The 24840-nt window shown below is 71.1% G+C and carries 21 protein-coding genes; 10 read left to right on the top strand and 11 right to left on the bottom strand.

What is annotated here, in order from left to right; genetic code table 11:
- On the bottom strand, positions 1-1026 hold a 1026-nt coding region (locus tag ACYVE7_RS00770; RefSeq protein WP_460362253.1), incomplete at its 3' end, for an FAD-dependent monooxygenase.
- Positions 1027-1089: 63 nt separating this feature from the next.
- Complete coding sequence (locus ACYVE7_RS00765; protein WP_460362251.1) at positions 1090-1752, bottom strand: hypothetical protein; 663 nt, start codon at positions 1750-1752, stop codon at positions 1090-1092.
- A gap of 94 nt (positions 1753-1846) precedes the next feature.
- On the opposite strand from ACYVE7_RS00765, the gene ACYVE7_RS00760 reads away from it, so the two are divergent.
- The 5 genes from ACYVE7_RS00760 to ACYVE7_RS00740 all read left to right on the top strand — a co-directional run bounded on the left by ACYVE7_RS00760 (position 1847) and on the right by ACYVE7_RS00740 (position 5310).
- On the top strand, positions 1847-2599 hold the full coding sequence (locus ACYVE7_RS00760; protein WP_460362249.1) for a hypothetical protein: 753 nt from the start codon (positions 1847-1849) through the stop codon (positions 2597-2599).
- 122 nt (positions 2600-2721) lie between these two features.
- A complete protein-coding gene (locus tag ACYVE7_RS00755) occupies positions 2722-3204 on the top strand; it encodes a cation:proton antiporter regulatory subunit (RefSeq protein WP_460362247.1) in 483 nt (160 codons plus the stop codon).
- 5 nt (positions 3205-3209) lie between these two features.
- The gene (locus ACYVE7_RS00750; RefSeq protein WP_460362245.1) at positions 3210-4460 is read left to right on the top strand and encodes a cation:proton antiporter; all 1251 of its coding nucleotides are present in this window, start codon (positions 3210-3212) and stop codon (positions 4458-4460) included.
- 76 nt (positions 4461-4536) lie between these two features.
- Positions 4537-4698 carry a DUF3073 family protein gene (locus tag ACYVE7_RS00745; RefSeq protein WP_460362243.1) on the top strand — a complete coding sequence of 54 codons (162 nt, stop codon included), beginning with the start codon at positions 4537-4539 and terminating at the stop codon, positions 4696-4698.
- 252 nt (positions 4699-4950) lie between these two features.
- The gene (locus tag ACYVE7_RS00740; RefSeq protein ID WP_460362241.1) at positions 4951-5310 is read left to right on the top strand and encodes an ArsR/SmtB family transcription factor; all 360 of its coding nucleotides are present in this window, start codon (positions 4951-4953) and stop codon (positions 5308-5310) included.
- Positions 5311-5314: 4 nt separating this feature from the next.
- Here ACYVE7_RS00740 and ACYVE7_RS00735 read toward each other — a convergent pair whose 3' ends face one another.
- Positions 5315-7717, bottom strand: a complete 2403-nt coding sequence (locus tag ACYVE7_RS00735; protein WP_460362239.1) for a glycoside hydrolase family 2 protein — start codon at positions 7715-7717, stop codon at positions 5315-5317.
- 60 nt (positions 7718-7777) lie between these two features.
- Between ACYVE7_RS00735 and ACYVE7_RS00730 the strand changes: the two genes are divergently transcribed.
- Positions 7778-8512, top strand: coding sequence for a ZIP family metal transporter (locus tag ACYVE7_RS00730; RefSeq protein WP_460362237.1), 735 nt, complete (start codon positions 7778-7780; stop codon positions 8510-8512).
- Here ACYVE7_RS00730 and ACYVE7_RS00725 read toward each other — a convergent pair.
- The 3 genes from ACYVE7_RS00725 to ACYVE7_RS00715 all read right to left on the bottom strand — a co-directional run bounded on the left by ACYVE7_RS00725 (position 8509) and on the right by ACYVE7_RS00715 (position 12276).
- Positions 8509-10008 carry a beta-N-acetylhexosaminidase gene (locus ACYVE7_RS00725; protein ID WP_460362236.1) on the bottom strand — a complete coding sequence of 500 codons (1500 nt, stop codon included), beginning with the start codon at positions 10006-10008 and terminating at the stop codon, positions 8509-8511. The genes ACYVE7_RS00730 and ACYVE7_RS00725 overlap by 4 nt on opposite strands.
- 42 nt (positions 10009-10050) lie before the next feature.
- On the bottom strand, positions 10051-11145 hold the full coding sequence (locus ACYVE7_RS00720; RefSeq protein WP_460362234.1) for a serine/threonine-protein kinase: 1095 nt from the start codon (positions 11143-11145) through the stop codon (positions 10051-10053).
- Positions 11146-11562: 417 nt separating this feature from the next.
- Entirely contained in the window at positions 11563-12276 is a 714-nt protein-coding gene (locus ACYVE7_RS00715; protein ID WP_460362232.1) for a L,D-transpeptidase family protein, read from the bottom strand.
- A 140-nt stretch (positions 12277-12416) separates the two neighbouring features.
- On the opposite strand from ACYVE7_RS00715, the gene ACYVE7_RS00710 reads away from it, so the two are divergent.
- Positions 12417-13154, top strand: coding sequence for a nuclease-related domain-containing protein (locus ACYVE7_RS00710; RefSeq protein WP_460362230.1), 738 nt, complete (start codon positions 12417-12419; stop codon positions 13152-13154).
- Here the strand turns inward: ACYVE7_RS00710 and ACYVE7_RS00705 are convergent.
- On the bottom strand, positions 13151-13771 hold the full coding sequence (locus ACYVE7_RS00705) for a TetR/AcrR family transcriptional regulator (RefSeq protein ID WP_460362228.1): 621 nt from the start codon (positions 13769-13771) through the stop codon (positions 13151-13153). The two genes, ACYVE7_RS00710 and ACYVE7_RS00705, sit on opposite strands and share 4 nt — an antisense overlap.
- A gap of 71 nt (positions 13772-13842) precedes the next feature.
- Here ACYVE7_RS00705 and ACYVE7_RS00700 point away from each other — a divergent pair, with 71 nt between their 5' ends.
- Positions 13843-14706, top strand: coding sequence for a metal-dependent hydrolase (locus tag ACYVE7_RS00700; protein ID WP_460362227.1), 864 nt, complete (start codon positions 13843-13845; stop codon positions 14704-14706).
- A 13-nt stretch (positions 14707-14719) separates the two neighbouring features.
- On the opposite strand, the gene ACYVE7_RS00695 is transcribed toward ACYVE7_RS00700, so the two are convergent.
- Together ACYVE7_RS00695 and ACYVE7_RS00690 are read right to left on the bottom strand one after the other, a co-directional pair.
- Complete coding sequence (locus ACYVE7_RS00695; RefSeq protein ID WP_460362225.1) at positions 14720-15985, bottom strand: protein kinase domain-containing protein; 1266 nt, start codon at positions 15983-15985, stop codon at positions 14720-14722.
- Positions 15982-18255 carry an AAA family ATPase gene (locus ACYVE7_RS00690; protein ID WP_460362224.1) on the bottom strand — a complete coding sequence of 758 codons (2274 nt, stop codon included), beginning with the start codon at positions 18253-18255 and terminating at the stop codon, positions 15982-15984. Before ACYVE7_RS00690 ends, ACYVE7_RS00695 begins: the two co-directional genes overlap by 4 nt.
- A gap of 77 nt (positions 18256-18332) precedes the next feature.
- Between ACYVE7_RS00690 and ACYVE7_RS00685 the strand changes: the two genes are divergently transcribed.
- Positions 18333-21671, top strand: a complete 3339-nt coding sequence (locus ACYVE7_RS00685) for a protein kinase domain-containing protein (protein ID WP_460362223.1) — start codon at positions 18333-18335, stop codon at positions 21669-21671.
- 140 nt (positions 21672-21811) lie between these two features.
- Here ACYVE7_RS00685 and ACYVE7_RS00680 read toward each other — a convergent pair whose 3' ends face one another.
- Positions 21812-22594 carry an inositol monophosphatase family protein gene (locus ACYVE7_RS00680; protein ID WP_460362222.1) on the bottom strand — a complete coding sequence of 261 codons (783 nt, stop codon included), beginning with the start codon at positions 22592-22594 and terminating at the stop codon, positions 21812-21814.
- Between the two features lie 136 nt (positions 22595-22730).
- Positions 22731-24176: an ATP-binding protein gene (locus ACYVE7_RS00675; RefSeq protein WP_460362220.1), complete on the bottom strand. Its 1446-nt coding sequence runs from the start codon at positions 24174-24176 to the stop codon at positions 22731-22733.
- Between the two features lie 166 nt (positions 24177-24342).
- Here ACYVE7_RS00675 and ACYVE7_RS00670 point away from each other — a divergent pair, with 166 nt between their 5' ends.
- Positions 24343-24831 carry a hypothetical protein gene (locus ACYVE7_RS00670; RefSeq protein WP_460362219.1) on the top strand — a complete coding sequence of 163 codons (489 nt, stop codon included), beginning with the start codon at positions 24343-24345 and terminating at the stop codon, positions 24829-24831.
- Positions 24832-24840: the final 9 nt, after the last annotated feature.

Here is a 24840-nt window from a genome sequence, read left to right as displayed (position 1 = left end):
GAGCTGGCCGACGGCGCCGAGCCGGGCGGACCGGCGGACGATCCGCTGGGTGCGCGGGCGGCGCAGCCGGTCGTAGGCGGCGAGGGCCGTGCCGAGGTCGGGGGTCCGGTCGAGGTGATCGGCCAGCACGACGGCGTCCTCCAGGGCCTGGCAGGCGCCCTGCCCGAGGTTGGGGGTCATGGCGTGGGCGGCGTCGCCGAGCAGGACGACCCGTCCTCGCACATAGGTCGGTAGCGGCGGCAGGTCGTAGATGTCGTGCCGGAGGACGCTCGCGTCGGGTACCGCGGCGAGCAGGGCGGGGATCGGTTCCGGCCAGTTCCCGAACCGGCGGCGAAGTTCCGGGGCGTTCTCGGTGCCGCCGGCGGGGACCGTCGCGGAGGCGAAGCAGTAGGCGCGGCCGCCGGGCAGCGAGGTGTAGCCGAACCGTTCGCCCCGGCCCCAGGTCACGGCGCCCTCGGTGAGGGCGGCGGGCAGCGGATCGGTGACCATCCGCCAGGCGGTGTAGCCCGCGTAGCGGGGCGGGTCGGATGCGGGCCAGCGCAGGGCGCGGACCGTGCTGTGCAGGCCGTCCGCGCCGATCACCAGTTCCGCTCTGCGGCTGCCGCCGAGATCTTCGACGATCACACCGTCGCCGTCGTCGCGGATCCCCGTCACGGTGGTCGAAGGCCGCAGGACGTCCGGTGGCAGCGCCTCGAGCAGCGCGCGGAGGAGTTCGGCGCGGTGCAGGACGAGCAGCGGCATTCCGAAGCGGCGGACGATCTCGGCGTTGCCGGTGCGCGACAGCCAGTGGCCGGACCGGTCACGGACGCCGCCGCCGTCCTCCTCCGCGCCGCGCTCGCCGACGTCCCGGTCCAGGGCGGCCAGGGCGTGCAGCGCGTTCGGCCACAGCGACAGGCCCGCGCCCAGCTCGGTGAAGTCCGCGGCACGCTCGCAGACCTCGACCTGCCAGCCCCGGCGCGTCAGCGCCACCGCCGCCGCCAGCCCGCCGATCCCCCCGCCGACGATCACCGCGGTCCGCCCCGCCATCCGCCACCCCTCCCACCAGCGCCACGATCATGGCACGCGCCCGGACCCCGGACGGGCCGGAGCCTACTCCTCGAGTTCGGTTCGGGCGGTGGCCCGGTCGGCGTCGACCATGGTGATCTTCCTGGTCTCGTCGACGAGGATCACGAGGAAGGAGCCGTCGTCGGCGACCACGTAGCCGACGAGGTCGCCGTCGGTGAGGGTGATGCGCTCCTTGGGGACCCACATGCTGTCGGTGACGCCCGCCATGAACAGGACGGCGATCATGACGAGGAGCCCGGATCGCGCGGCGAACCTGTCCAGGAGCTCCTCGCCCCGGGGTGTGCGCCACACGACGGTGCGGGCGACGGAGCCGATGATGAGGACCATCAGGGCGGGCCAGAGCCGGAACGTGGTCAGCGCCATGACGAAGATCCCGGCGAGGACGATGATGCCGAGGGCCGGGCCGATGACCCAGCGGCCGTCGCGGAGCTGCCGCAGATGGTCGCCGACCAGCAGGGGCAGCAGGAACGAGACCAGGACGGCCGTCCAGGTGGGTTCGCCGAGGAAGGTGCCGATGAGGACGCCGAGGGTGTCGTCGAAGTTGATCGAGTCGGAGAGAGCGAAGGCCGATTCCCACTCGTAGTGGGTGACGGCCAGCAGACGGAGGATCACGAACAGGAGGGCGGCCAGCGCCGCGGTGATTCCGAGTCCGGCGTTGCCGTCGTCATCGTCGTTGTCGTCCGCCACAGCCCCCCGTTTCCGTGCCCGCTACGCCGCAGGGCGACCATGATGCTTCGCCGGGCAGGCAGGGACCACGCGGTGCGCCGCTCTTGCCGAAAAGATGGAACGACGCTCCTGGAACGACGCTCCGTCAGGACCGCTCCGCGGCGCGGCAAGGTTCGTCCCGGAATGCACCGGTTACGGGCTGAACGCCGGAGCCTGCCGCGGTTCCACTAAACTGTCGGCGATCTCGGCGGGAAACGTGGGGCGGGTGGGCATGGAGCGGCGACCAGGTGGCCTGCTCCTTCCGGCGTTCCCGCTCGGCGCGGGCCGCAGCCTGCTGGCCACCGCCGGAGCACTGCTCTGCTGCAGCGTCCTCGGCAACCTGATCTTGTGGACCGAGGGCTCGCCGCCCCTGCTCTACCTGGTCAACCTGCTGATCAACGTGGTGCCCGCGCTCGCCGCGGCCTCCGTCGTCGCCAGGAGCGCCGCCGGAACCGCCGCCCTGACCGCGCTCCTCTGGCTCACCGCCTCCTGGACGACGCTCCGCGTGCTGGACCAGTTCGACTGGTCGGCGGCCGTCGATCCGCTGACCTCCGCCGCCTCGCTGCCGCTGCACGAACTGGCCGGCGCGTCCGGCCTGCCCACCTTCGGCGCGACGGCCCTCGCCCTGTGCTGCGCCCTGCTCAAGGGGCTCGGCACGGCCATCGCGCTGCTCGCGACGGTCGCCCTGCTGATCAGGGTCTGGGTGCGGCCCGTCGGGACGATGAAGTTCCTGGTTCCGGAACGGTCCGCGGGCTGGACCGAGATCCGCCTGCCCGCGGGCCGCCGTGTCGCGGGCCCGATACAGGTCAGGGCTCCCCCCGCGCTCTGACCACCGCCCGTCCTCCAGGGCCGGCGACGCCCCACCCCTTTCCCGTCTCCCGCTGCGGAGACGCCTTTCCCCTGCGACAGTCGTGATCACTGTTCGCACTTCCCTGACCTCTGGAGGAGACCATGGACGTCTCTCGGACCTCACTGCCGGGCATCGGATTCCGGCACGTCTTCACCACGGAACGCGGCCGCCAGATCGGCGTCGTGTCCCACCGGACCGGCCAGCGCGACCTGGTCCTGTACGACAAGAATGACCCCGACACCTGCGTGGTGACGGCCGCACTGACCGGCGAGGAGGCCAACGCCCTCGCCGAACTGCTCGGCACCGGCCGGATCGTGGAGCGCCTCGCCGAACTCAAGCGCGAGGTCGAGGGCCTGGCCACCGAGAAGCTGCCGATCGCCGCCGGCTCCCCCTTCGACGGCCGGACCCTGGGCGACACCCAGGCACGGACCAGGACCGGGGCGTCGATCGTCGCCGTGGTCAGGGAAGGTTCCGTGATCGTCAGCCCGCGTCCGGACTTCCTGTTCCGGGCCGGTGACATCGTGGTCGTCGTCGGCACCCACGAGGGCACCGCCGCCGTCGCCCATCTGCTTTCGGACGGGTGACGCGCGTGCACTCTGCCGTTCAACTCATCGAGATCGGCGCGATCGTCCTCGCGCTCGGCCTGCTCGGCGCGGTCGCCGTCCGATTCTCCATCTCCGCCATTCCGCTCTACCTGATCGCGGGGCTCGCGTTCGGGGCCGGCGGCATCCTGCCGCTCGGCACCAGCGAGGACTTCGTCGCGACGGGCGCCGAGGTCGGCGTGATCCTGCTGCTGTTCACGCTCGGCCTCGAATACTCGGCGTCCGAGCTGGTCGGGACGCTCAAGACGTCGGCGCCGGTGGGCTTCGCCGACCTGCTGCTGAACGCCGCGCCCGGCGTGATCGTCGCGCTGGCGCTCGGCTGGGGGCCCGTCGCCGCCGTCGCCATGGGCGGTGTCACCTATGTGACGTCGTCGGGGATCACCGCGAAGGTCATCGGCGACCTCGGCTGGCTGGGCAACAAGGAGACCCCGGCCGTGCTGTCGATCCTGGTCTTCGAAGACCTCGCGATGGCCGCCTACCTGCCGATCCTGACCACGCTGCTGGCCGGCGCGGGCCTGCTCGCCGGCGCCAAGAGCCTGGCCGTCGCGGCGGCGACGATGAGCGTCATCCTGTTCATCGCGCTGCGGCACGGCAAGGCCGTCGACCGGTTCGTGGAGAGCCCCAGCGACGAGGTCCTGCTGCTGAAGGTCCTCGGCCTGACCATCCTGGTGGCGGGGCTCGCGCAGCAGCTCCAGGTGTCGGCCGCGGTCGGCGCGTTCCTCGTCGGCATCGCGCTGTCGGGACATATCGCCCATGCCGCGCTCCAGGTCCTGACCCCCTTGCGGGATCTGTTCGCCGCGGTGTTCTTCGTGTTCTTCGGGCTTTCCACCGATCCGGCCGCCCTGCCGCCCGTGCTGCCGATCGCGGTGCTGCTGGCGGTCGTCGGCATCGCCACGAAGCTCGCGACCGGCTATCTGGCGGCACGCCGGGCCGGGGTCGCCGCCACCGGACGGCTCCGGGCCGGGGCCTCGCTGGTCCCGCGCGGCGAGTTCAACATCGTCATCGCCGGTCTCGCGGTCTCGGCCGGGATCAACCCCGAGCTCGGCCCGCTGGCGGCCGCGTACGTGCCGATCCTCGCGGTGACGGGCCTGCTGGTGGCACGTGGCGCGGAACCCGTCGCACGGAAGCTCAAGGCGCGCCAGGCGCGGCGGGCCGCCGACGCCGCGCAAGCCGAGATCGTGGCGCCGGCCGGCGACGAGATCGTCGAATCCGTCGCCGAACCCGACCCGCACCGCTGAGCCGCAGGTCTCCCGCGCCTTTCCTCGAGCACTTGCTAATATCGGCAATTGTTCGTCACGAAGGGATGGTGACGCCGTGGGTCGGGGCCGAGCCAAGGCAAAGCAGGTCAGAATCGCCCGTCAGATCAAGTACGACGGCAGCGCCACGGATCTCGACCGGCTCCGCAGGGAGCTGGCCGCCACCGAGACGGACGGCGCCGAGCACGGCGTCGACCGCTTCGAAGATCACGAGGGCTAGGCCGTGTCTTATGGATCTTGTCCGTAGCGAGCGGCGGTCAGGTGCGTGCCTCGGGGGTGCGGAGGAGGGAGCCAGCCTGGTTGGCTGGTGACCGACGACAAGCCCGCGAGGTGCGTGCCTGGGCGTCGCGGAGTAGGACTGAAGATTCATAAGACACGGCCTAGCCTTTCGTCGGCAGGGCCCCGCCCGTGCAGGGGCGGGGGCCCGGCCGGCGCGGTTGCTTCCGCGGTCGGCGGCGGTGAGGATAGAGGGGTGACCACTGTCAGCGCACCGCTCTACCAGCTCAAGGCGGAGCTGTTCAAGACCCTCGGCCATCCGGTCCGGATCCGGGTGCTGGAGCTGCTCAGCGAGCGCGAGCACGCCGTTTCCGAGCTGCTGCCCGAGGTCGGGATCGAGGCCGCGCACCTGTCGCAGCAGCTCGCGGTGCTGCGTCGCGCGGGCCTGGTCGCCTCCCGCAAGGAGGGGTCGTCGGTGTTCTACACCCTCACCTCGCCCAAGGTCGCCGGGCTGCTCACCGTGGCCCGCGAGATCCTCGCCGGGGTCCTGACCGGTCAGGCCGGACTCCTGGAAGACCTCAAGGCCGCCGACTCGGCCGCCCGCAAGCCCCGCTGAGCGTTCACCGCTGGGCGGCGTTGACGGTGAAGACGGCCGCCTCGATCCGCTCGGGAGTGGGCGGGACGTCCAGGCCGGTGATCCGGATCGTGGCGGTCTCGCCGGGCAGCAGGGTGAGCAGGCCCTGGTCGGCTTCGGCCCGAGGGCCCAGCCGGTCGGCCTGGAGCAGCAGATCGCGCAGGAGCGTGTGCGCCGTGATCTCCACCTCGCCCAGGCCGACGATCTTGACGGTGAATTCGGGGGCGGGGAACGGGAAGTCCTTGTCCTCGGCGCCCGGCAGGACGTCGCGCAGGCCGTCCGCGTCGGCGACCAGGAGCTCCGCCGGGCCAGGCCCTGACGGAACCGGGATCAGCGCCACGGTACGGGCCGGGACGTCGAACGCGATCCGGTCCGCGGCCAGGACGGAGCCGTCGGCGGTGAGCCGGCGGACGGTCGCGGCCGACTCCCAGCGCTCTGCCGACTGGTTGTCGACGGCCAGCAGCAGCGCTCCCCCACGGGTCTGGAAGGTCAGCAGCCGGTCGGCGTAGAGCCGGCGCAGCTCGAAATAGAGCGGTTTGGGGCGCGCCTCCCCGTCGATCGCGGCCCACGAGGTGACCGGCCAGCAGTCGTTGAGCTGCCAGACGACGGTGCCCGCGCAGACCGGCCAGAGCGAACGCCAGTGCGCGACACCCGTCGCGATGGCCCGCGCCTGGTTGACCTGGGTCAGGTACAGCCAGTCGTCGAACCGTTCGGGGGTGCGGAAGTGGTGGGCGAGGCCGCGGGCGAGCTTGCCGTTGCCGTCAGCGGCCTTCTGGTGGTGGAGCATTCCCGGTGAATCCGGGCGGAGCCCCTCGTCGGGGAGTGCCGCGCGGATCGTGGCGAGGGTCGGCGGGGCCTGCCAGCCGAACTCGGCGGCGAACCGCGGCGTCTCGGCGAGATAGCCGGTGTAGTCGGTGCGGTTCCACACGTCCCAGGAGTGGAAGGTGCCGTGCGCGGGATCGTTGGGGTGGTGATCCCAGGAGCCCGACCAGGGGCTGCCCGCGCTGTACGGACGGGTCGGGTCGAGCTCCGCGACGATCCGCGGCAGCAGCCCGAGATAGTAGCCTTCGCCCCAGGAGTCGCCGTTGAGCGGTTCCTCCCAGTCCCAGTCGCGGAACGCCCACAGGTTCTCGTTGTTGCCGTTCCAGAGGACCAGGCTCGGATGCGGAGCCAGCCGGACGACGTTCTCGCGGGCCTCGGCGTCGATCTCGCCGCGGAGCGGCTGCTCCTCGGGGTAGGCGGCGCACGCGAACGGGAAGTCCTGCCAGACCATCAGGCCGAGCTCGTCGCAGACGTCGTAGAACGCCTCGTCCTCGTAGATCCCGCCGCCCCAGACCCGCACCAGGTCGACCCCGGCGGCCGCGGCCTGCTCCAGCCGGTGGCGGTAGCGCGCAGGGGTGATCCGGGAGGGCAGGGCGTCGTCGGGGATCCAGTTGACGCCGCGCACGAACAGCGGACGGCCGTTGATCCGCAGGGTGAAAGAGGTGCCGTGCTCGTCGGGCGCGTGGTCGAGTTCGACGGTACGGAAGCCGATCGAGCGCGACCAGGTGTGCAGGTCGGTTCCGGCGGCGCGGAGGGTGACCGTGCAGTCGTAGCGGGGCTGCTCGCCCTGGCCGCGTGGCCACCAGAGGGCGACGTCGGGGAGTTCGAGGACGGCCGTCGCCTCGGTCTCCCCCGCCGGGATCAGGACGGTCGCCGAGGCTCCGCCGACCGTGAGCACCGCCTCCAGGTCGCCGCTCGTCTCGGTGCGGGCCACGGTCAGATGCGCCTCGACCCGGCCGGTGCCGTCGGCGTCGACCGTGACCAGCGGCCTGACCTGGGCGAGCCTGGCCGTGCTCCACGACTCCAGCCGGACCGGACGCCAGATCCCGGACGTCACCAGGGTGGGGCCCCAGTCCCAGCCGAAGCTGCACGCCATCTTCCTGATGTAGTTGAACGGTTCGGGATAGGAGTTGGGACGCTCACCCAGTCGCTCCCGCAGCGCGTCGGTCTCGGCGTAGGCCGAGCCGAACTCGACGGCCAGGACGGCCCCCTCGCGGGCGAGGCCGGTGACGTCGAACCGGTAGGAACGGTGCATGTTGCGGGTCGAGCCGAGCACGGTGCCGTCGAGGGTGATCGTGGCGACCGTGTCGAGGCCGTCGAAGACCAGGTCGGTCCGTTCATACCCGGCCGGGACGGCCCCGAGGACGTGCTCGTACCGCCAGCCGGTGCGTCCCACCCAGCCGACCAGGGTCTCGTTGGCGTCCCGGTACGGGTCGGGGATCAGGCCCGCGGCCAGCAGATCCGTGTGGACGCAGCCGGGGACCTGCGCGGGGATCGGGCCGCGCGGCAGCCCCTCCGGCACGGGGCCGTCAACCGCCTGGACCGTCCAACCCGAGTGCAGTTCCATACGTCCAGATTATCGGCGCGTTGGTTCGGGAGCCGACGGCGCTGCCGTCATGCTGGTCGGGTGGCGATTCTGGTGTCGTTTCTTGCGTTCGTGGCCACCCTGCTCGGCGGGCTCGTCGCGGCGCGGGTCAGCGACCGGCTCCATCTGGTGCTCGGCCTCGCGGCGGGGATCATGCTCGGGGTGGTCGGGTTCGATCTGCTGCCCGAGGCGTTCGAGCAGGCCGACCAGGTCTGGTTCGGGGTTCCGGCGGCCGCCGTGACCATGGTCGCGGGGTTCCTCACCGTGCACGTGGTGGAGCGTTCGCTGGCCATGCACCGGGGCCACGAGGAGGAGTACGGCGGGCACGAGCACGGGATGCAGGCGCTCGGCACCGTCACCGGCGGCGGGCTGATCGTCCACTCGATGCTGGACGGCGTGGGGATCGGGCTGGGGTTCCAGGCGGGCACCTCGATCGGGGTGGCCGTCGCGATCGCGGTGATCGCCCACGACTTCGCCGACGGGTTCAACACCTTCACCGTGACCTCGCTGTTCGGGCACGGACGGCGGCGCGCCTGGATGTTCCTGGCCGGCGACGCCGCCGCACCCGTCGTCGGCGCGGTCCTGGGGACGGTCATCCCGGTGCCGGAGCAGGCCGTCGGCCTCTACCTCGGCTACTTCGCCGGATTCCTGCTCTATCTGGCGACCTCCGACATCCTGCCGGAGGCGCACGCCAAGCACCCGTCCCGGCTCACCCTGCTCTGCACGGTCGCCGGGGCCGCCGCGATGTTCGTCGTCGTCGGGATCAGCGAGGGTTAAGCCGGGGCGGCCTGGAGCTCGGGGCTGCGGAAGTAGCCGGTGATGCCCGCGGCGTCCCAGCGGGCGATGTGGGCGATCAGCCGGGCACGGTAGGACGGCCAGTCGCGGTCCGGGGCCGACCAGCCGGCCTCGGCGATGCCGGGCAGCCGCGGGTAGAGCATGAAGTCCAGGTCGTCGGGGGTGGTGAGGGTCTCGGTCCAGAGGGCGGCCTCGACGCCCGCGATCTGCGCGTCGGGGACGACGGCGGCCGGATCCCAGGCGTAGGACTGCTCGACGCCGACCGTCCCGGCCCAGGTCAGGCCGAGCGGGGTCGACTCGTCGTACTTGAGGTCGAGGTAGGCGTGGTTCGCCGGAGACATGATCAGCTTCGCGCCGTCGCCCGCGGCCTTGCCGACGATCTCGGGGACCGGTTCGGTGGTGGGCCGCCAGTACTGCAGGTGGGTGCCGGGCGGCAGGTCGGCGGAGGCGGCGGCCTCCTGCCAGAGCACGGGGATCTTGCCGTGGGCGGCCGGGATCGGCAGGGTCCTCGCCAGGAAGAGGGCGTAGTCCTCGGGGGTGGTCTTCAGCGCCTCGTCGCCGCCGAGGTGCAGGAACCGGCCGGGCGTCTGGGCCGCGACCTCGCCGAGCACCTCGTCCAGGAACGCGTAGGTCTCGGGACGGTCGATCGCGACCTCGCTGAAACCCACCTCGGTGCCGGTGTACACGACGGGCCGGCCGTCGCGGTCGATCAGCTCGCGGACCAGGCTCTCCTCGATCCGCGAGTCCAGCGGCCAGGACGGCGCGAGCGACGGGTAGGCCGCCATCATCGCCTGGGTGTGGCCGGGCAGGTCGATCTCCGGGACGACCGTGATGTACCGGTCCGCCGCGTACGCCACGATCTCGGCGAAGTCGTCGCGGGTGAAGAAACCGCCCTCGCCGCCGCCGACCTGGGTGGCGCCGCCGACCGAGGTCAGCTTGGGCCGGGACGGGATCTCCAGCCGCCAGCCCTGGTCGTCGCTGAGGTGCAGATGCAGAATGTTGATCTTGTAGGGGACGAGCCGGTCGATGAACCGCCGCACGGCGGCGACGTCGAAGAAGTGCCGGGCGACGTCCAGGAGCATCCCCCGCCAGGGGTAGCGGGGCGCGTCGGTGATCGTCACGACCGGGACGGTCCACGGGCCCGCGACGGGCTCGGGCGATTCGATCGCGGCGGGCAGGAGCTGCCGCAGCGTCTGCACTCCGGCGAACAGCCCCTGGTCGGTGCCCGCGGTGATCACGATCCGGTCGGGGGTGGACTCCAGCCGGTACTCCTCCGCCCCGAAACCGTCGGCGAGCTCCAGCCGGACCGTTCCGTCCGCGTCCGCGGGGACGGCGAAACCGGTCGCCGCGCGCAGCAGGGACGTCAGAAAGGCGGCGGCGCGGCCGGCCGGCGCCGCGACGGCCACGTCCGCGCCGAGCTCGCACACTCCCTGACCGAGCGTGACCGACTGGGGGGCGGGGATGACGGAGAGTTCCACGTCCCCGAGTTTAGAGGCCGGAATTCACCGGCTCACCAGGGCTCACTGCTTCTTGTGGCGCTTCAGCGGCGGTGTGGTGACAGCCCGCAACTGCTCCTGCGCGTCCGGGGTGACCTGCGGTTGGATCGTGACATTCGGTGCGGTGTCGCCACCGCCCGGCAGCGCCACCGTCACCCCCACGGCGAGCGCCGCGACGGCCAGCATCAGCGCACCGACCATGAGCTGCTTGCGGTAGCGGAACCCGTCGGGGATCGGATCGGCGGCGGCGGCGCGGGTCTGGAACTCGCGGCCCACCAGCCGCATCATCAGCTCCGGCGCCGACGGCCGGTCGGCGGGGTTCTTGCAGAGCGCCGACCGGATGAGCTGGCCGAGCGCCCCGGACGGCAGACCGGCCAGGTCGGGCTGGTCCTGCACGACCCGGCGGGCGACGTCCAGGGCCTGGCCTTCGCCGAACGCCGGACGTCCCGTCCCCGCGTACGCCATCAGCAGGCCCCAGCCGAAGATGTCGGCGGCCGAGGTGGCCTTCCCGCCGACGAGCACCTCGGGCGCCATCCAGCCGGGCGTGCCGAGGACGGTGCCGGTGGTGGTCCAGGACGTCGCGGAGTCGAGGGCGCGGGCGATGCCGAAGTCGATGACGCGCGGGCCCGACAGGGTCAGCACCACGTTCGAGGGTTTGAGGTCGCGGTGCACGAGCCCGGCCTCGTGGATCGCGGCGAGCGCCGTCGCGACGCCGACGGCCACCCCGTGCAGATCGGAGACGGGCAGCGGACCGCTGTCGTGGACGCGCCGCGCCAGCGACACCCCGCCGATGAACTCCGACACCATGTACGGCAGCCCGGACCGGTGCAGCCCGGTGTCCTCACCGTGGCCGAGGACCTGGGCGGTGCAGAACGACGCGACCCGTCCGGCGTTGGCGACCTCGGAGGCGAACCGGGCCCGGAACGCCTGGTCGGCGGCGAGCCTGGGATGGATCGTCTTGACGGCGACCCGGCGCCCTTCGCCGTTCTGCGCCAGGAAGACGGTGCCCATGCCGCCGGTGCCCAGCCGGCCGAGCAGGACCATGCCGCCGACGGTGACGGGATCTTCGAGCTCCAGGGGGAGGATGCCGGCGGGCAGTGTTTCTTGCGCAGAGCTCATGTACCTCGGAGGTCCATTCCAGTCGCCGGGTTGTGCGGAACAAGAGTGCCCGATTTCTGGGCGTCGGTACGCCACCGCTACCAAATTGTCATCGCCCGGCGATGTGGACCGGTGCAATCAGTGTCCGGGATGATGAAACGTGCATGTCACCGGGACGTAGCCTGCCGTGTCACTTCGCGTCCTAATCTTTAGACATCTCCGGTGGAACCGGGGTCGCACAGAATCTGAGCGGAAGCGTCGTCGGCTCCTCCTCGACGGACGACGGTGAGGTTCAGGATCTGGGCGACGGATCGGCGGCCCGCGTGTAAGAGCCCCAGGGGTGGGAGGTCCTATCACGCGGGCGCCGACGCCTCTCGAAACGAAGGCCGGACCCGTTGGGTCCGGCCTTCGTTTTGTTCGAGGTCCTGCGCGACGGTCCTACTTGACGTTGACCTGCCAGCCGATGGGCACGAGCTTGAACATGACGAGGTCGGTGCCGAACGGCAGCCGGGCGCAGCCGTGGGAGTCGGGGTAGAGCGGCACGTTGGGCGAGCCGTGCATCGCGTAGCCCCGGTAGAAGTAGATCGGGTTGTAGAGGGTGCCGAGCTTCGCGACCCGGACGCCGCGGATCTTCCGGTAGGTGCGGAAGTAGCCGCGCGGGGTGCGGGAGACAGCGCCGTCCTCGAACCGGCCGCTGCCGGTGGAGGTGTGCGTGATCAGCGCGATCTTGTTCTTCTTGTAGACGACGATGAGCTGCCGGCCGATGGCGATCTCGACCCGGTTGGCCTCGCGCCGCTTCTTCGGGGTGATCGACTTCCAGGTCTTCGGCTTCTCCAGGGCCTTCCAGGTCTTGGCCGTCACGGCGCCCGAGGAGGTGCGGGACAGGCCGTTGATCTTCTGGAACGCCCAGACGGCGGCGCGGGTCTGGCCGCCGAACCTGCCGTCGGCCTTGCCGGGCTCGTAGTGCAGCTCCTTCAGTTTCCGCTGGAGCTTCTTCACGGCTGCGCCCTTGCTGCCGAGGCTGACGATCGGATCCGCCGCCTGCTGCACGAGCGCGGGGGGCGCGGCGACCGCGGCCTCTCCGCTCAGCGGAACCGCGACGAGTGCGGCGAAAGCCGCCCCGAGCATGACCTTCTTCACCTGTGACCCCATACTTCGTCCGGCGTGTGACCGTGGAAACCCGATCACATGCCACAAAAGGTGTCAACGGAGGTGTGACGACTGTGACATACCAACCTTTCGTTACCTTCCTGGTAGATTTCTTTTGGCCGTGATCAAGGGATCATGGATGCATGATCGGTGACTCCATCTACCGCGCCGCCAACCCCGCGCTCGAGGGCGGCTCCCCGCAGCAGGTGCACGAGCAGCTCTGGTCGGCCGGACGCGAGAAGCGGATGAAACGACGCGCGATCGTCGCCGCGCTCTGCGTCGTCCTCGGCTGGTGGTTCCTCCACCCGTTCGCCGGGCTCGCGGCAGCGGCCGTCTTCCTCGCCTACGACCTGGGAAAGGTCGCGCACCGGCGGTGGACCTCCAGCGTCTGGCGGCAGGGGCTGACGGGCGAGAAGCGCACGTCGCGCGCGCTGGCGCTGCTGGAGCGGCGCGGCTACCGGGTGCTGCACCGCAGAGTGATCCCCGGGCACGGCGTCATCGCGCATCTCGTGATCGGGCGGAGCCGGGTGTGGCTGGTCGAGAACGAGGTCTATGACCCCGAGACCGATCTGTTCGCGATCAAGGGCGAGCTTTTCGTCGGCAAGGACGTCAAGACGCATGTGAACGCACGGTTGGAGAAGGCCGCCAGCGCTGTTTCGGAGATGCTGTCGGGTGCGCTGGGTGAACCGGTGAAGGCCGCCGTGGTGATGGCGGTGCACGGCGGACGTCCCGAGGCGAACCGGATGACCGCCGGCGGCGTGATGATGATGCGGCCGTGGCGGGTGCCCGGCTGGATCAGGAAGCGGTCGGGGCCCGGCACCGACCCGGCCGACATCTTCGCGGCGTCGCTCCGGCTGTTCGGGCCCTCCAGCTCCGCCTAGCCTTCGGGCAGGGCGCTGGCGAGCAGCAGGTCGAGGCCGTATTCGAACTCGGCGTCCAGGTCGATGAGGAAACCCGCCTCGACCAGCGCCGTGATGTTCGGGAACTGCGCGGGATCGACGGACGCGAACTTGTCGATCACCGCGTTGACGCCGTGCTCGGAGACCATGCTCAGATAGCGGGTCTCGCGCATGAGGCAGCCGACCGCGAACGACAGGAACGTTCCGGCGATCCGGGTGGCCTCGAGCGCCTCGTAACCGGCGGCGAGCGCGATCTCCAGGGCGTGTTCGAACAGGCGGAGCGTCGCGGGTGACTCGAACGTCCGGGTGATGACGAGGTGGACGGTCCGCGGATGGTCGTGGGAGATCTTCCGGAAGGCCCGCATCATGCCGCGGGCCCGTTCCCGGACGGGCGCGGCGGGATCGTCGGCGAAGTCGATGTCGGTGACGATCCGCTCCACCACGGCGTCCAGCAGGGCGGCCTTGTTGGGAACGTGGTGGTAGAGGGACATGGCGGCCGCGTCGAGTTCGGCGGCGACCTTCCGCATGGACAGCCCTTCGACGCCGTCCCGCTCGATCAGGTCGATGGCCGCGCGCACGATACGGTCACGGGTCAACACGTACGGCAGCCTATACCGACGTGAAGACGGTCACTATTGACAGCCAGTCCAGGGGCTCGAATGCTTACGGCATGGACGAACGCCACCCTGACATCAAGCCCCGCCGTGTCGCGTTCGACTGGTCGCGGACCCCGCTCCACTGGGTGGCGGACGATCCGGTCGCCGTGCACGTCCTGAACTCGGTGCACCTGCTGTTCCCGCCCGGCGAACGCTGGTTCGTCCAGGTGTTCAAGGAACTGCTGCCGCTCGTCACCGATGAGCGGCTCAGGGCCGAGATGAAGGGGTTCATGGGGCAGGAGGCGGTGCACGCCTACTCGCACGAGCACGTCGTCAAGCAGCTTCTGGAGCGTGAGGGCATCGCGACGACCCCCGGCTACCGGCTGGCGGAGAAGATCGTCGCCTCACGTCCGCGACGCCGCCGCCGGCTGCCGCCGCGCCTCGCCCGCCGGGTGCTGGTCTTCGAGGCCGCGATGATCGCCGCGATCGAGCACTACACGGCGTTCCTGGGCGACTGGATGCTCAACGCCGAAGGGCTGGACTCCGCCGACCCGACCATGCTCGACCTGTTCCGCTGGCACAGCGCCGAGGAGGTCGAGCACCGCTCGGTCGCCTTCGACGCCTTCCAGCACGTCTCGGGCAGCCACGCGTTGCGCACCGTCACCTGGGCTCTGGCCCTCACCGGGCTCTATGTGGCGATCATCGACGGCGCCGTCCGCATGTACAACCAGGACCCCGCCGCCCCCGGCCGCACCAACCCCGTCCGGCTCCTGCGCCGGATGCGCCGTTCGGCCGCACTCGGTCATATCCCCCACCCCGCGTCGCTCCTGCGCGAGGCCCCCGTCTATCTCAGCCGCACCTATCACCCCTCCCGTTCCTGCAACACCGCGCAGGCCCTCACCTATCTGGCCTCCTCCCCCGCGGCCCGCGCCTCCTGACGCCGCCGCCTCCTCAGAGGGAGGCGAGGGCCGACTGGAAGGCGTCGGCGGTGGAGTAGCCGATGGCGGGGCGTTCGGTGAGGGCGTGGTCGACGACCTCGGCGAGCGGGCGCGGCAGGTGCGGGGCGCGATCGCGTAGCGGGACGGGCGGGGACTGCAGGACGGTCAGCCAGGGATCCTTGCCGCGGGGGAAATCCCGGGGATAGGCGCCGGTCAGGCAGTGGTAGAGGGTGGCGGCCATGGCCCAGACGTCGACGGCGGGGGCGGCGGTCTTGAAGTTGACGACCTGCTGGCGCGGCATGAACGACGGCTTGCCCGCGGCGGAACCGGTGCGGGTCAGCCCGCTGAGGCCGTGCTGGTCGAAGGACTTGGCGAGACCGAAATCGGCGATCTTGGGGACGTCGGCGAGCAGGATGTTGTGCGGGCTGAGGTCGCGATGGACGATGCCCGCCGCGTGGGCGTGAGCCAGGCCGTCGAGCGTCTGGAGGGTGAGGGCGATGGCCTCGTCCGGCGGGAGGGTGCCGCCGCGCCGCCGGAGCAGATCGCCGAGGCTGCCGCCCGGACAGTATTCGAGGGTGAAGTAGAAGGCGCCGTCGGCGTAGCCGGACTCGTGGAGCGTGATGATGTTGGGGTGGCGGAGCTCGCCGTTGAGGCGTGCCTCCCGCAGGAACCGTTTCCGTGACGTCTCGTCGGCGGCGGCCTTCGGCAGCATCAGCTTGAGCGCGACCTGGCGGCCCGTCGCCGGGTCGAGTGCCAGGTAGACGGCGCCCATCCCGCCGCGGCCGAGGGTGCGGAGCAGTTCGTATCCGGCGATCGGCCGGAGCCGGCTGTCGCCTTGCTTCGCCAGGTCGAGCAGGAGCGCGGCCAGGGCGTCGGGGTCTGATCGCGGGACGGGCCGGACGGCCGCCGCCGCCGTGACGCCGACCCGGAACACGGTCTCGCCGAGCCGGATCTCGTCGCCGTCGGCCAGGTCGTGCTCGGGGAACGATCCCGCGGCGGCCTCCTGCGGGGTCTGGCCTTTCTCCCGCTGGCCGATCTTCGTGCCGTTGACGAAGGTGCCGTTGAGGCTGCCGAAGTCACGGATCCGGATCTGGGGCGGGCTGATGTCGAGCAGGCAGTGGTGGCGGGAGACGGTGCGGTGGTGGTCGTCGCTCGGCAGGCGCGGCGAGCAGTCGTCGGCGCGGCCGAGCACGCAGGTCGTGCGCTCGTCGAAGGTGAAGGTGTCCTGTTCGAGGTGGCCCTTGACCAGGGTGAGGGTGACGGTGACGGTGGCGGTCACGCGAGCACCAGGCGGCCGTCGCGGACGTCGGCGCGCACCGTCGTGCCGTCGGCGATCGTGCCGGACAGCAGCCGCTCGGCGAGCGGTCGGACGAGCAGCCGCTCGACGGCCTGTTCCAGGCCGCGCGCTCCGGATTCGGCGGCGCGGCTCTCCGTCAGGAAAAGGTCGTAGACGTGCGGGGAGAGGAACAGCCGGATGTCCCGTTCGGCCAGCCGGTCGGTGATCCGCTCGACCGACTTGTCGATGACGCGGCGCAGCGCGTCGTAGCTGAGCGGCGCGAAGACCACGATCCGGCCGATCCGGCCGAGCAGTTCGGGGCGGAGCCGGTCGCGGAGCGCGGTCAGGACGCGGTCGCGGTCGCCGCCGCCCGCGGGCCTGGCGGTGCCGCCGAAACCGAACGCTCCGGCGCGGGCCGGCGGGGCGGCGCCGAGGTTGGAGGTGAGGACGATGACGGCGTCGGTGAAGGAGATCTCCCGGCCCGTCGCGTCGGTCAGACGGCCTTCGTCGAAGATCTGGAGGAAGAGGTCGAGAACCTCGGGGTGGGCCTTCTCGATCTCGTCGAACAGCACCACGCTGCGCGGATGGGCCCGCAACGGCCCGCTGAGCTGCCCTTCCCGGTCATGCCCCAAGTAGCCGGGCGGCGCTCCGAGCAGCCGGGAGACGGAGTGACGTTCCTTGTACTCGGACATGTCCAGCCGGACCAGGCGTTTCTCGTCGTCGAACAGGAACTCCGCGAGGGCCTTGGCCAGTTCGGTCTTGCCGGTGCCGGTCGGTCCCGCGAACAGCAGCACCCCGACGGGACGCCGCGGATCGCCCAGCCCCGCCCGTGCGGTGCGGATCGCCTCGGCCACCGCGCCGACGGCCTCGTCCTGCCCGACCACCCGGTCCCGCAGCCGTTCCTCCATGCCCAGCAGCCGTTCGGCCTCCTCAGTCCCGGCCTGTTCGACGGGCCGGCGGAGCTGATCGGCGAGGAGCGCGACGAGCTCCGCAGGACCCACCCGCAGCACTTCAGGGAGCTCCCCCGGGCTCAAGGTCCACAGCCGGGCGGCGGCGCACGCGCGGTCGACCAGGTCGAGCGCCTTGTCGGGCAGCCTGGCCTGCGGCAGGTACCGGACGGTCAGCTCGACGGCCGCCCGCGGGACGGCCGGATCGATCTCCACCCCGTGGTGCTCGGCGAGCCCCACGCAGACCCCCGTGACGATCTCGACGGCCTCCTCCTGCGAAGGCTCCTCGACCCAGACCACCTCGAACCGGCGCTGGAGCGCGGCGTCGGACTCGATGTACTTGCGGTACTCGGTGGCGGTCGTCGCGCCGATGCAGCGCACCTCCCCGCGGGCCAGCGCGGGTTTCAGGATGTTGGCGGCGTCGCGTGCTCCGTCGCCGCCCGCGCGGAGCACGGTGTGCAGCTCGTCGATGAAGAGGATCACGCCGGGCGCGGCGGCGGCCTCGTCGAGCACCGCCTGGATGCGCTCCTCGAACTGGCCCCGGTACATGGTGCCCGCGACCAGGGACGACATGGACAGTTCGACCAGCCGGACTCCGGCGAGCGCGTCCGGGCCGCCGCCCGCGGCCAGCCGCTGCGCGAGCCCCTCGACGATGCCCGTCTTGCCGACCCCCGCCTCCCCGACCAGGACGGCGTTGGCCTTGCGCTGCTTCAGCAGGATCCTGGCCAACTCCCGCATCTCGCTGCGCCGCCCGACGACCGGCGGCAGCCGCCCTTCTTTCGCCAGGGCGGTCAGATCGCGGCCGAACTTGTCCAGGGTGGGGGTCGGGACGGCGTCGGCCGGGCCTTCGGGGAAGAGGGTCGTGAGCGGTTCGGTGACGCCGACCGCCTGGAACGCCTTCAGCACGGGCGGGACCGGCGGGTCCAGCAGCGCCCTGAGGAGGGCCGCCGCGTCGGCCGTCCCGCCTTCGGCCGCCTCGCCCGCCCGGCGCAGCGCGTCCTGCGACGACAGGCTCCGGGGGCGCGCCGACTGCTCGGCCTCCTCCCACGGTTCGGGCGTGTGCAGGGCGCGCAGCCGGCGTCGGAGCAGGACGGGGTCGATCCCGGCCGCGGTGAACAGATCGCGCACCCGCCGGGCATCGGCCTTCAGTTCCTCCGGACGCCAGGAGCCCGCCTTGTTGGCGGTGAGGCGCGCGTCGAAGTCGTCCTGGCAGAGCCTGGTCAGCCCGATCAGCAGATGTCCCGGCCTGACCTGCGCGGACTTGGTCTCCTCGGCCTCGAGGCGTGCGAGAACGAGCACGAGCGCGACCCCATCGGAGTACCGCAATGCTCCCCGCCCTCTCCCGTGGCCCTGACCATGGTCAAATATACGCTGCTGGCTATCGGATTTTCGGGGGGACGTCGGTGAGTGAGGGGACCTGGCAGGTCGGCGACGTCATCGACGGCCGTTACCGCGTGACCAAGGTGCACGAGCACGGCGGGATGGGGCTGGTCTACCGGGTCCGCCATCTGGACTGGGGCACCGACCTCGCGGTCAAGAGCCCGCGGCCCGAGCTGTACCGGACGGCCGACGACCGGGCCCGGTTCGTCACCGAGGCCGAGAACTGGGTGGCGCTCGGCCTCTACCCGCATGTGTGCGTCTGCCACTATGTCCGGACCTTGGAGGGAGTTCCCCGAGTGTTCGCCGAGTACGTCAGTGGCGGCAGCCTGCGGGACTGGCTGGACGACGGCCGCCTCTACGACGGCGACGACCGTGCCGTCCTCGGCCGGATCCTCGACATCGCGATCCAGGCCGCCTGGGGCCTCGCGCACGCGCACCGCAGGGGGCTGGTGCACCAGGACGTCAAACCCGCGAACCTTCTGATGGACGCGGACGGAACCGCCAAGGTCACCGATTTCGGGCTGGCGGGCGCGATCGTGGGGACCGTCCCGCAGGCGTCCGGGGGCGGTGCGACGGTCCTGGTGCCGACCGGCGGCATGACGCCCGCGTACGCGTCGCCCGAGCAGGCGGCGGGTGGGCCGATCGGCCGTCGCACCGACGTCTACAGCCTGGCCGTCTCGATGCTGGAGATGCTGACCGGCGGGGTCGTCTGGATGGCGGGCGTCGCGGCGGGCGAGACCCTGGCCGCGCTCCGCGCCGACGGCGGGTTCACGGTCGAGCCGCCGCCCGGACTGGCCGATCTGCTGGCCCGCTGTCTGAGCACCGATCCTGCGGGGCGGCCCGCGTCGATGGACGAGGTCGCGCAGGAGCTGGCCCGCGTCCACGAGCAGGCGCTGGGCGTCCCCCATCCGCGCCTGCGGCCCGCCCCGGTCGGCCCGCAGGCCGACGAGATCAACAACCTGGCGTTGACACTGATCGACCTCGGCCGCCACGACGAAGCCGACGTGATCTTCGCCACGGCGCTCCGCGCCGACCCGCGGCATCTGCTCGCCACCTACAACGCGGGCCTCATCCGGTGGCGGCGGGCGCTCGGCACCGACGAGGACGCGCTGACCTCACTGGAAGCGGTCTGCGCCGCGACCGGCGATCCCTGGCAGGGGCGGCTGCTGCTCGCCCGGCTCCATCTGGAACGCGGCGACGTCACGGCGGCCGAAGCGCTGCTCCACGGGCTCGACCGGCCCGACGATCCCGAGGTCGCGGCCGCTTTCCGTGGTCTGCGGGAAGCCGCTCCCACGGGGCCCATCGCGGAACGGACGACACGCTGGCGGTCGGCGGAGGTCCAGCGGTTCGCGGTGCGGACCACACCGGACGGGCGGCTCGCCGTCACCGGCCGCAAAGACGGCACCCTCGTGCTGTGGGAGCTCGCCACCGGACGGCGGCTGCACGCGATCCAGGCGCACACCCAATGGATCCAGCACTGCGACATCTCCGCCGACGGACGGCTCGCCGCCACCGGCAACGGCGAGGCCGTCCGCGTCTGGCGGCTGGCCGACGGCGCGTGCCTGCACACGTTCCGACCGGACGGCAGCGACCGGCACTTCTGGGTGAACTCCCTGCGGCTGACGGGCGGCGGAACCCTCGTCGCCGGCACCGACGAACGCCGCATCATGATCTGGGATCTGGCCGACGGTTCGCTCCGGCGGCGGCTCGGCCCCGGCGAAGGCGAGTTCGGCGCGTGGACCAAGACCGAGGTCAGCGCCGACGGGCAGTGGATCCTCGACACCGGCCGCGACGGCAGAACCCTCGACGGGAACGACGCCCCCAGGCTGTGGAACGCGCTGACCGGCCGGGTCGTCCGCGAACTGCCCGGCTACGAGCGGGTCACCGTCGAGGCCGCGTGGCTGAGCGACGACGCGACGACGGCCGCCCTGGCCGGATCCGACCATCGGATCCGGCTGTGGAACCTGACGGACGGCACGTGTCTGCGCAGCCTGTACGCCGCTTCGGGGCTGGTCGAGGCGCTGGCCGTCACGCGGGACGGCCGCTATCTGGTGTCGGGCGGGGCCGACACGGCCGTCCGGCTGTGGGATCTGTCGGATGGGCGCTGCCTGCGGACGTTCCGCGGGCACGGCGAGCGGGTGGCTCGGCTCGTCATCGGGGCTGACGACCGGTCGGTGCTCTCCGTCGGGCAGGACGACACGGTCCGCTGGTGGTCGTGGAGTGATTCGTCCGGGTATGCGGCGCCGGTGCAGCTCAGCCGGGTGCGGGAGCACGTCGAGCTGAGCCGGCACAAGGAACGCGTCCAGGGGCTGCTGCGGGAGGCGGCGCAGGCGCTGCACGAGGGGCGTCGGGGTGCGGCGTTCGACCTGGTCGGCGAGGCGCGGGCCGTGCCGGGGCACGAGCGGACACCGGACGTCCTGCTGGCGTGGCGGGCCGTCGGCGGCTCGAACCGCGTCGGGCTGCGTGGCGCGTGGCCGGTCAAGGTGCTCAGCGGGCAGACGTCACCGCACATCTACGCGGCGGGGCTGTCCGACGACGCGTCCGTCGCTGTCTCCGGTTCGGGCGGCGGCCCGCTCCGCGTCTGGGACGTGGCGGGCGGCATGTGCGTCCAGGAGATCGATTCGTACATCGTCAACGCGGCGGCCGTGAGCGGCGACGGCCGGCGCGTCCTCTGCCAGGGCGGCGACATCACCGTCTGGACGCCCGACGGCCGGCTTCGCCGGACCGTCAAGCCGGGTTTCACGCTGCACGGCAAGGTCCAGTTCAGCGGCGACGGCCGCTTCGCGCTGGCCCCTGGCCCCGACCGCAGCACCCTCCAGTTCTGGAACCTCGAAACCGGCGCGCTCCTGCACACCTTCACCGGCCACACCGGACGCATCGACGCGACCTTCCTCACCCGCGACGGGATCTTCGCGGCCACCGCCAGCCCCGCCGACGGCACCCTCCGTGTCTGGTCGACCCACCTCGGCCGTGCCATGCGCACCCTCCCCTACCCCGGCGCCTACTCCACCACCTCCGTGTCGTTGAACCGCGACGCGAGCCTGCTGGTCACCAGCGACCTGCACCTGCGTCTCTGGGACGTCGCGAGCGCCCGCCTCCTGCGCACCTTCCCCGAGGAGCCGGGCGACTGCACCGTCGTCCGTTTCTCCCCCGACGGCCGTTTCGTCTTCTCCGGCACCCGCTCCGGCTCCCTCAAAATCTGGAACACCGCCACCGCCGAACTCCTCACCACCCTCGAAGGCCACCAGGGCCACCTCTGGGACATAGCCCTCACCCCCGACTCCCGCCACGCCCTAACCGCCGGCTCCGACGCCACCCTCCGCCTCTGGGAACTCGACTGGACCTACACCCGCCCCACCTGACCAAAAGCAAGGTCCTTCGCTCCGCTCAGGGCCCCTCCCATCAGGGGCCAAGCCCCCGAACCCCGGCAGGGGGACACCCCCTGCACCCCCGAACCCAACAGTGTCTTCGCCTACCAGGTCGGCTCTAGTCTCGACGTCCTTCACGTAGCCGTGAAGCCGCTGCTGGCTTCCTTCAGGAGGTTGAGGAGGGCTTCGGACAAGGCCGGGGTGGTGGCGATGGTGGTGGCCGAAGCGGTGGTGTGAGGAGTGCCGTCGTGGTCGGTGATGGTAGCTCCCGCTTCCCGGGCGATGATCGATCCGGCGGCGGTGTCCCAGGGGTTGTTGGACAGGGTGATGCTGGCGTCGATCTTGCCTTCGGCCAGCCAGGCTAGGTCGACGGCGATCGAGCCGAGCATCCGGACGCGTTGAGCGTGGCTCGCGAGTGCCTCGGTGACGGCGAAGCGGAGGCGGTTCCGCTCGGCGGCGTCAGGACCGACGGCGTAGTCTCCGAGTGCAACGATCGCATCAGCGAGATCTGATGTGGCGCTGGTGTGAATGCGCCGATCGCCGAGATGGGCTCCGGTACCGCTGGCCGCGGAGTAGCGGGCGCCGAGGAACGGCAGGTCAATGACGCCGAGGACGGCGCGGTCTCGGTGAAGGAGACCAAGAGAGACGCCGCACAGGGGCAGTCCCCGCGCGAAGTTGGCGGTTCCGTCCACGGGATCGATGGCCCAGACGAGGTCCGCCGAATCCCCTCCGGAGATGCCCTCTTCCTCCCCGAGCACCGCGATCGCCGGGGTACGGCGCTGAAGGTGCGCGCGGATGACGCGTTCGACGGCGAAGTCGACTTCGGTGGCCATGTCCCGATCCCCCTTCGAGGTGACCAGGCCAGGGACCCGGGTACGAAGCAGATCGCTGGCGATCCCCACCGCCTCAAGCGCCACAGGCAAAAGCGACGCAGGCCCACCACTCATCGGTATCGACCCCGTTCGCTAAGCGCTGTGAAGGTGTTCTCGAACGTCGGGCCACCTCTGCGGCGCAGCCGGACTCCGAGGCGACGCCCAGCTCTCTGAGCTCCCCTTAGGAGTACAGGTCGTGGGTTCTGAGGGTGATCGGATTGTCGGGGGTTTTGGCCAGGTCTGGGGTGAAGCCTGAGCCGCTGTAGCAGGTGAGTTTGGTGTTGCTGGTGTCGTAGCCGCGTTCGGTGAGAAGTTCACGGGCGCGGGCGAGGCGTGCGACGTCGGCGGGGCCCATGGTCTTGCCCCACTTGGCTTCGCCGATGGACAGGACACGGCGTCGTTCGCCGGCGTCGGCCTGGGCCAGGACGACGACGTCGAGTTCGAGTTTCGCCCGGTTCCTGCTGTCGGTCAGGACGCCCGAACCGACCTCGGCGGGCAGGTCGCCCCACAGTTCCGTGGCACGGTCCGTGACCGCGAACTGGCGGCACAGTTCCTCGAAGTGCGGTCCGGCGACCTGCGAGGCGAACCGGGCTTTGGCCGCGTTCCAGACAAGACCGGCCCGTCCGTTCTCCAGCAGGCCCCACTGGGGGCGCATGACGACCTGATAGAAGGTGATCAAAGGCTCGGCGATCCGGTAGTGCGATCTGCCCGCGCGGAAGAGATCGGGGTCGCGGCGCAGGAGCCCGCAGTCCTCCAGGACCGTGAGCGGGTGGCCGATGTCGGTGCTCTTGCGCCCGATGTAGTCGGCGATCCCGCCACGGGACGAGCGCCCATGCGCCACCGCGGACAACACCGAGTGGAACAGACCGGGATCACGCGCCTCGGTCTCCTCGTCGAGAAGGTAGCGGGCCTCGCGGAACAGCGGAGTCCCGGGATCAAGGACGGTCCGCATGACCCAGTCATCGAAATCAGCCAGGTCCGCGGGGGCGTCGTCGTTGACGAACCGGCGATAAGCGGGGGTGCCCCCTACGACGGCATGGAGCCGGACGGCCAGGGCTGGATCGTCCGCACGCCAGAACCGGGCCGCCATCCGGTAGTCGAAGGGCCGGACGACGAGCTCGAGATTCGCACGTCCCCGCAGCGGCGCGGTCCCGGCGAGCAGCCCACCCATCACGGACATGGCCGACCCGCACAGCATGATCTTGATGGGCGTCCCCCGGGAGACCCCGCGGTCGATCTCTCGTTGCAGGATCGACGGCAGAGCGGGAGAGACCTTGCTCAGATAGGGGAACTCGTCGATGACGATCGGCCCAGGCCGCGCCGCGCCGACCGCGAAAAGGTGGACGATCGCCTCGTCCCAGCTCCCGAACCGCAGCGGCGTCGGCGCGCCCACATACTCCGACAGCGCCTCCGCGAACAACAACAGCGACTCTGTCTCCGTCGCCTCCGTCGCACCGAAATAGAACCCGCCGGTCTCGCGCGCCAGCCCTTCGAGCAGGAAGGTCTTTCCCATCCGCCGCCGCCCGCTCACCACCGCCAGCTGGGGCCGATCCGCCGTCCGCTCCGCGAAGGCGGCCAGATGCCGCCACTCGAACTCCCGGTCGAACACCTGCCCAGGCTTGATCATCAGCCACCTGCCGAGATAGGGATACAGTACTTATAACTATACCCCTACATGAAGCCCCGGGCACTGCATCGCCTGCTGTGCTGCGGAGGAAGCGCTATACGGCGGATATACCGGGCTTTGATCTTCTGGGCCGGCGTCGATTGGGACGGTCGAGAAGGAGATGCGGATGATTCGTGGTCGTGGGGTCAGGGTTCCGGCGGGGGTCGCGGTGGTCGTCGCGGCGCCTGTGCTGGCGGTGGTGACGGGGGCGCCGGCGCACGCGGCGTCGTGGTGCAACGCGCCCGTGTACAAGAACATGTCCGATTCGGTGTCCAGGGTCGAGTTCACCTACCGCGCGTGCTCGGACGCGATCAGCGTCTCGGGCGGCAAGGTCCACGACATCAACTGCGACGGCCGCGCCGCCAAGGTCGACCTCTCCACCCAGTACGCGCCCTGGCAGAACCCCACCAACTGGATGGGGGTCCAGCGCGGCGGCCCGTTCACGGCGTCCACCGGCTGCGGCTACTGGTCGAGTTTCGCCGACTTCACCCTCAAGACGCGGGCGACGTACGACCACACGAGCAACCTCCACCGCTTCCGGGTCTGCCTGTGGGCGGAGAACACGTGGGGTTCGAGCAACGCCACGTGCACCACGGTCCTGTCCTACAACATCTGAGGGGAAAGA

It is taken from the genome of Actinocorallia lasiicapitis (genome assembly GCF_054778695.1).
This window is presented reverse-complemented; position numbering and strand designations above follow the sequence as displayed.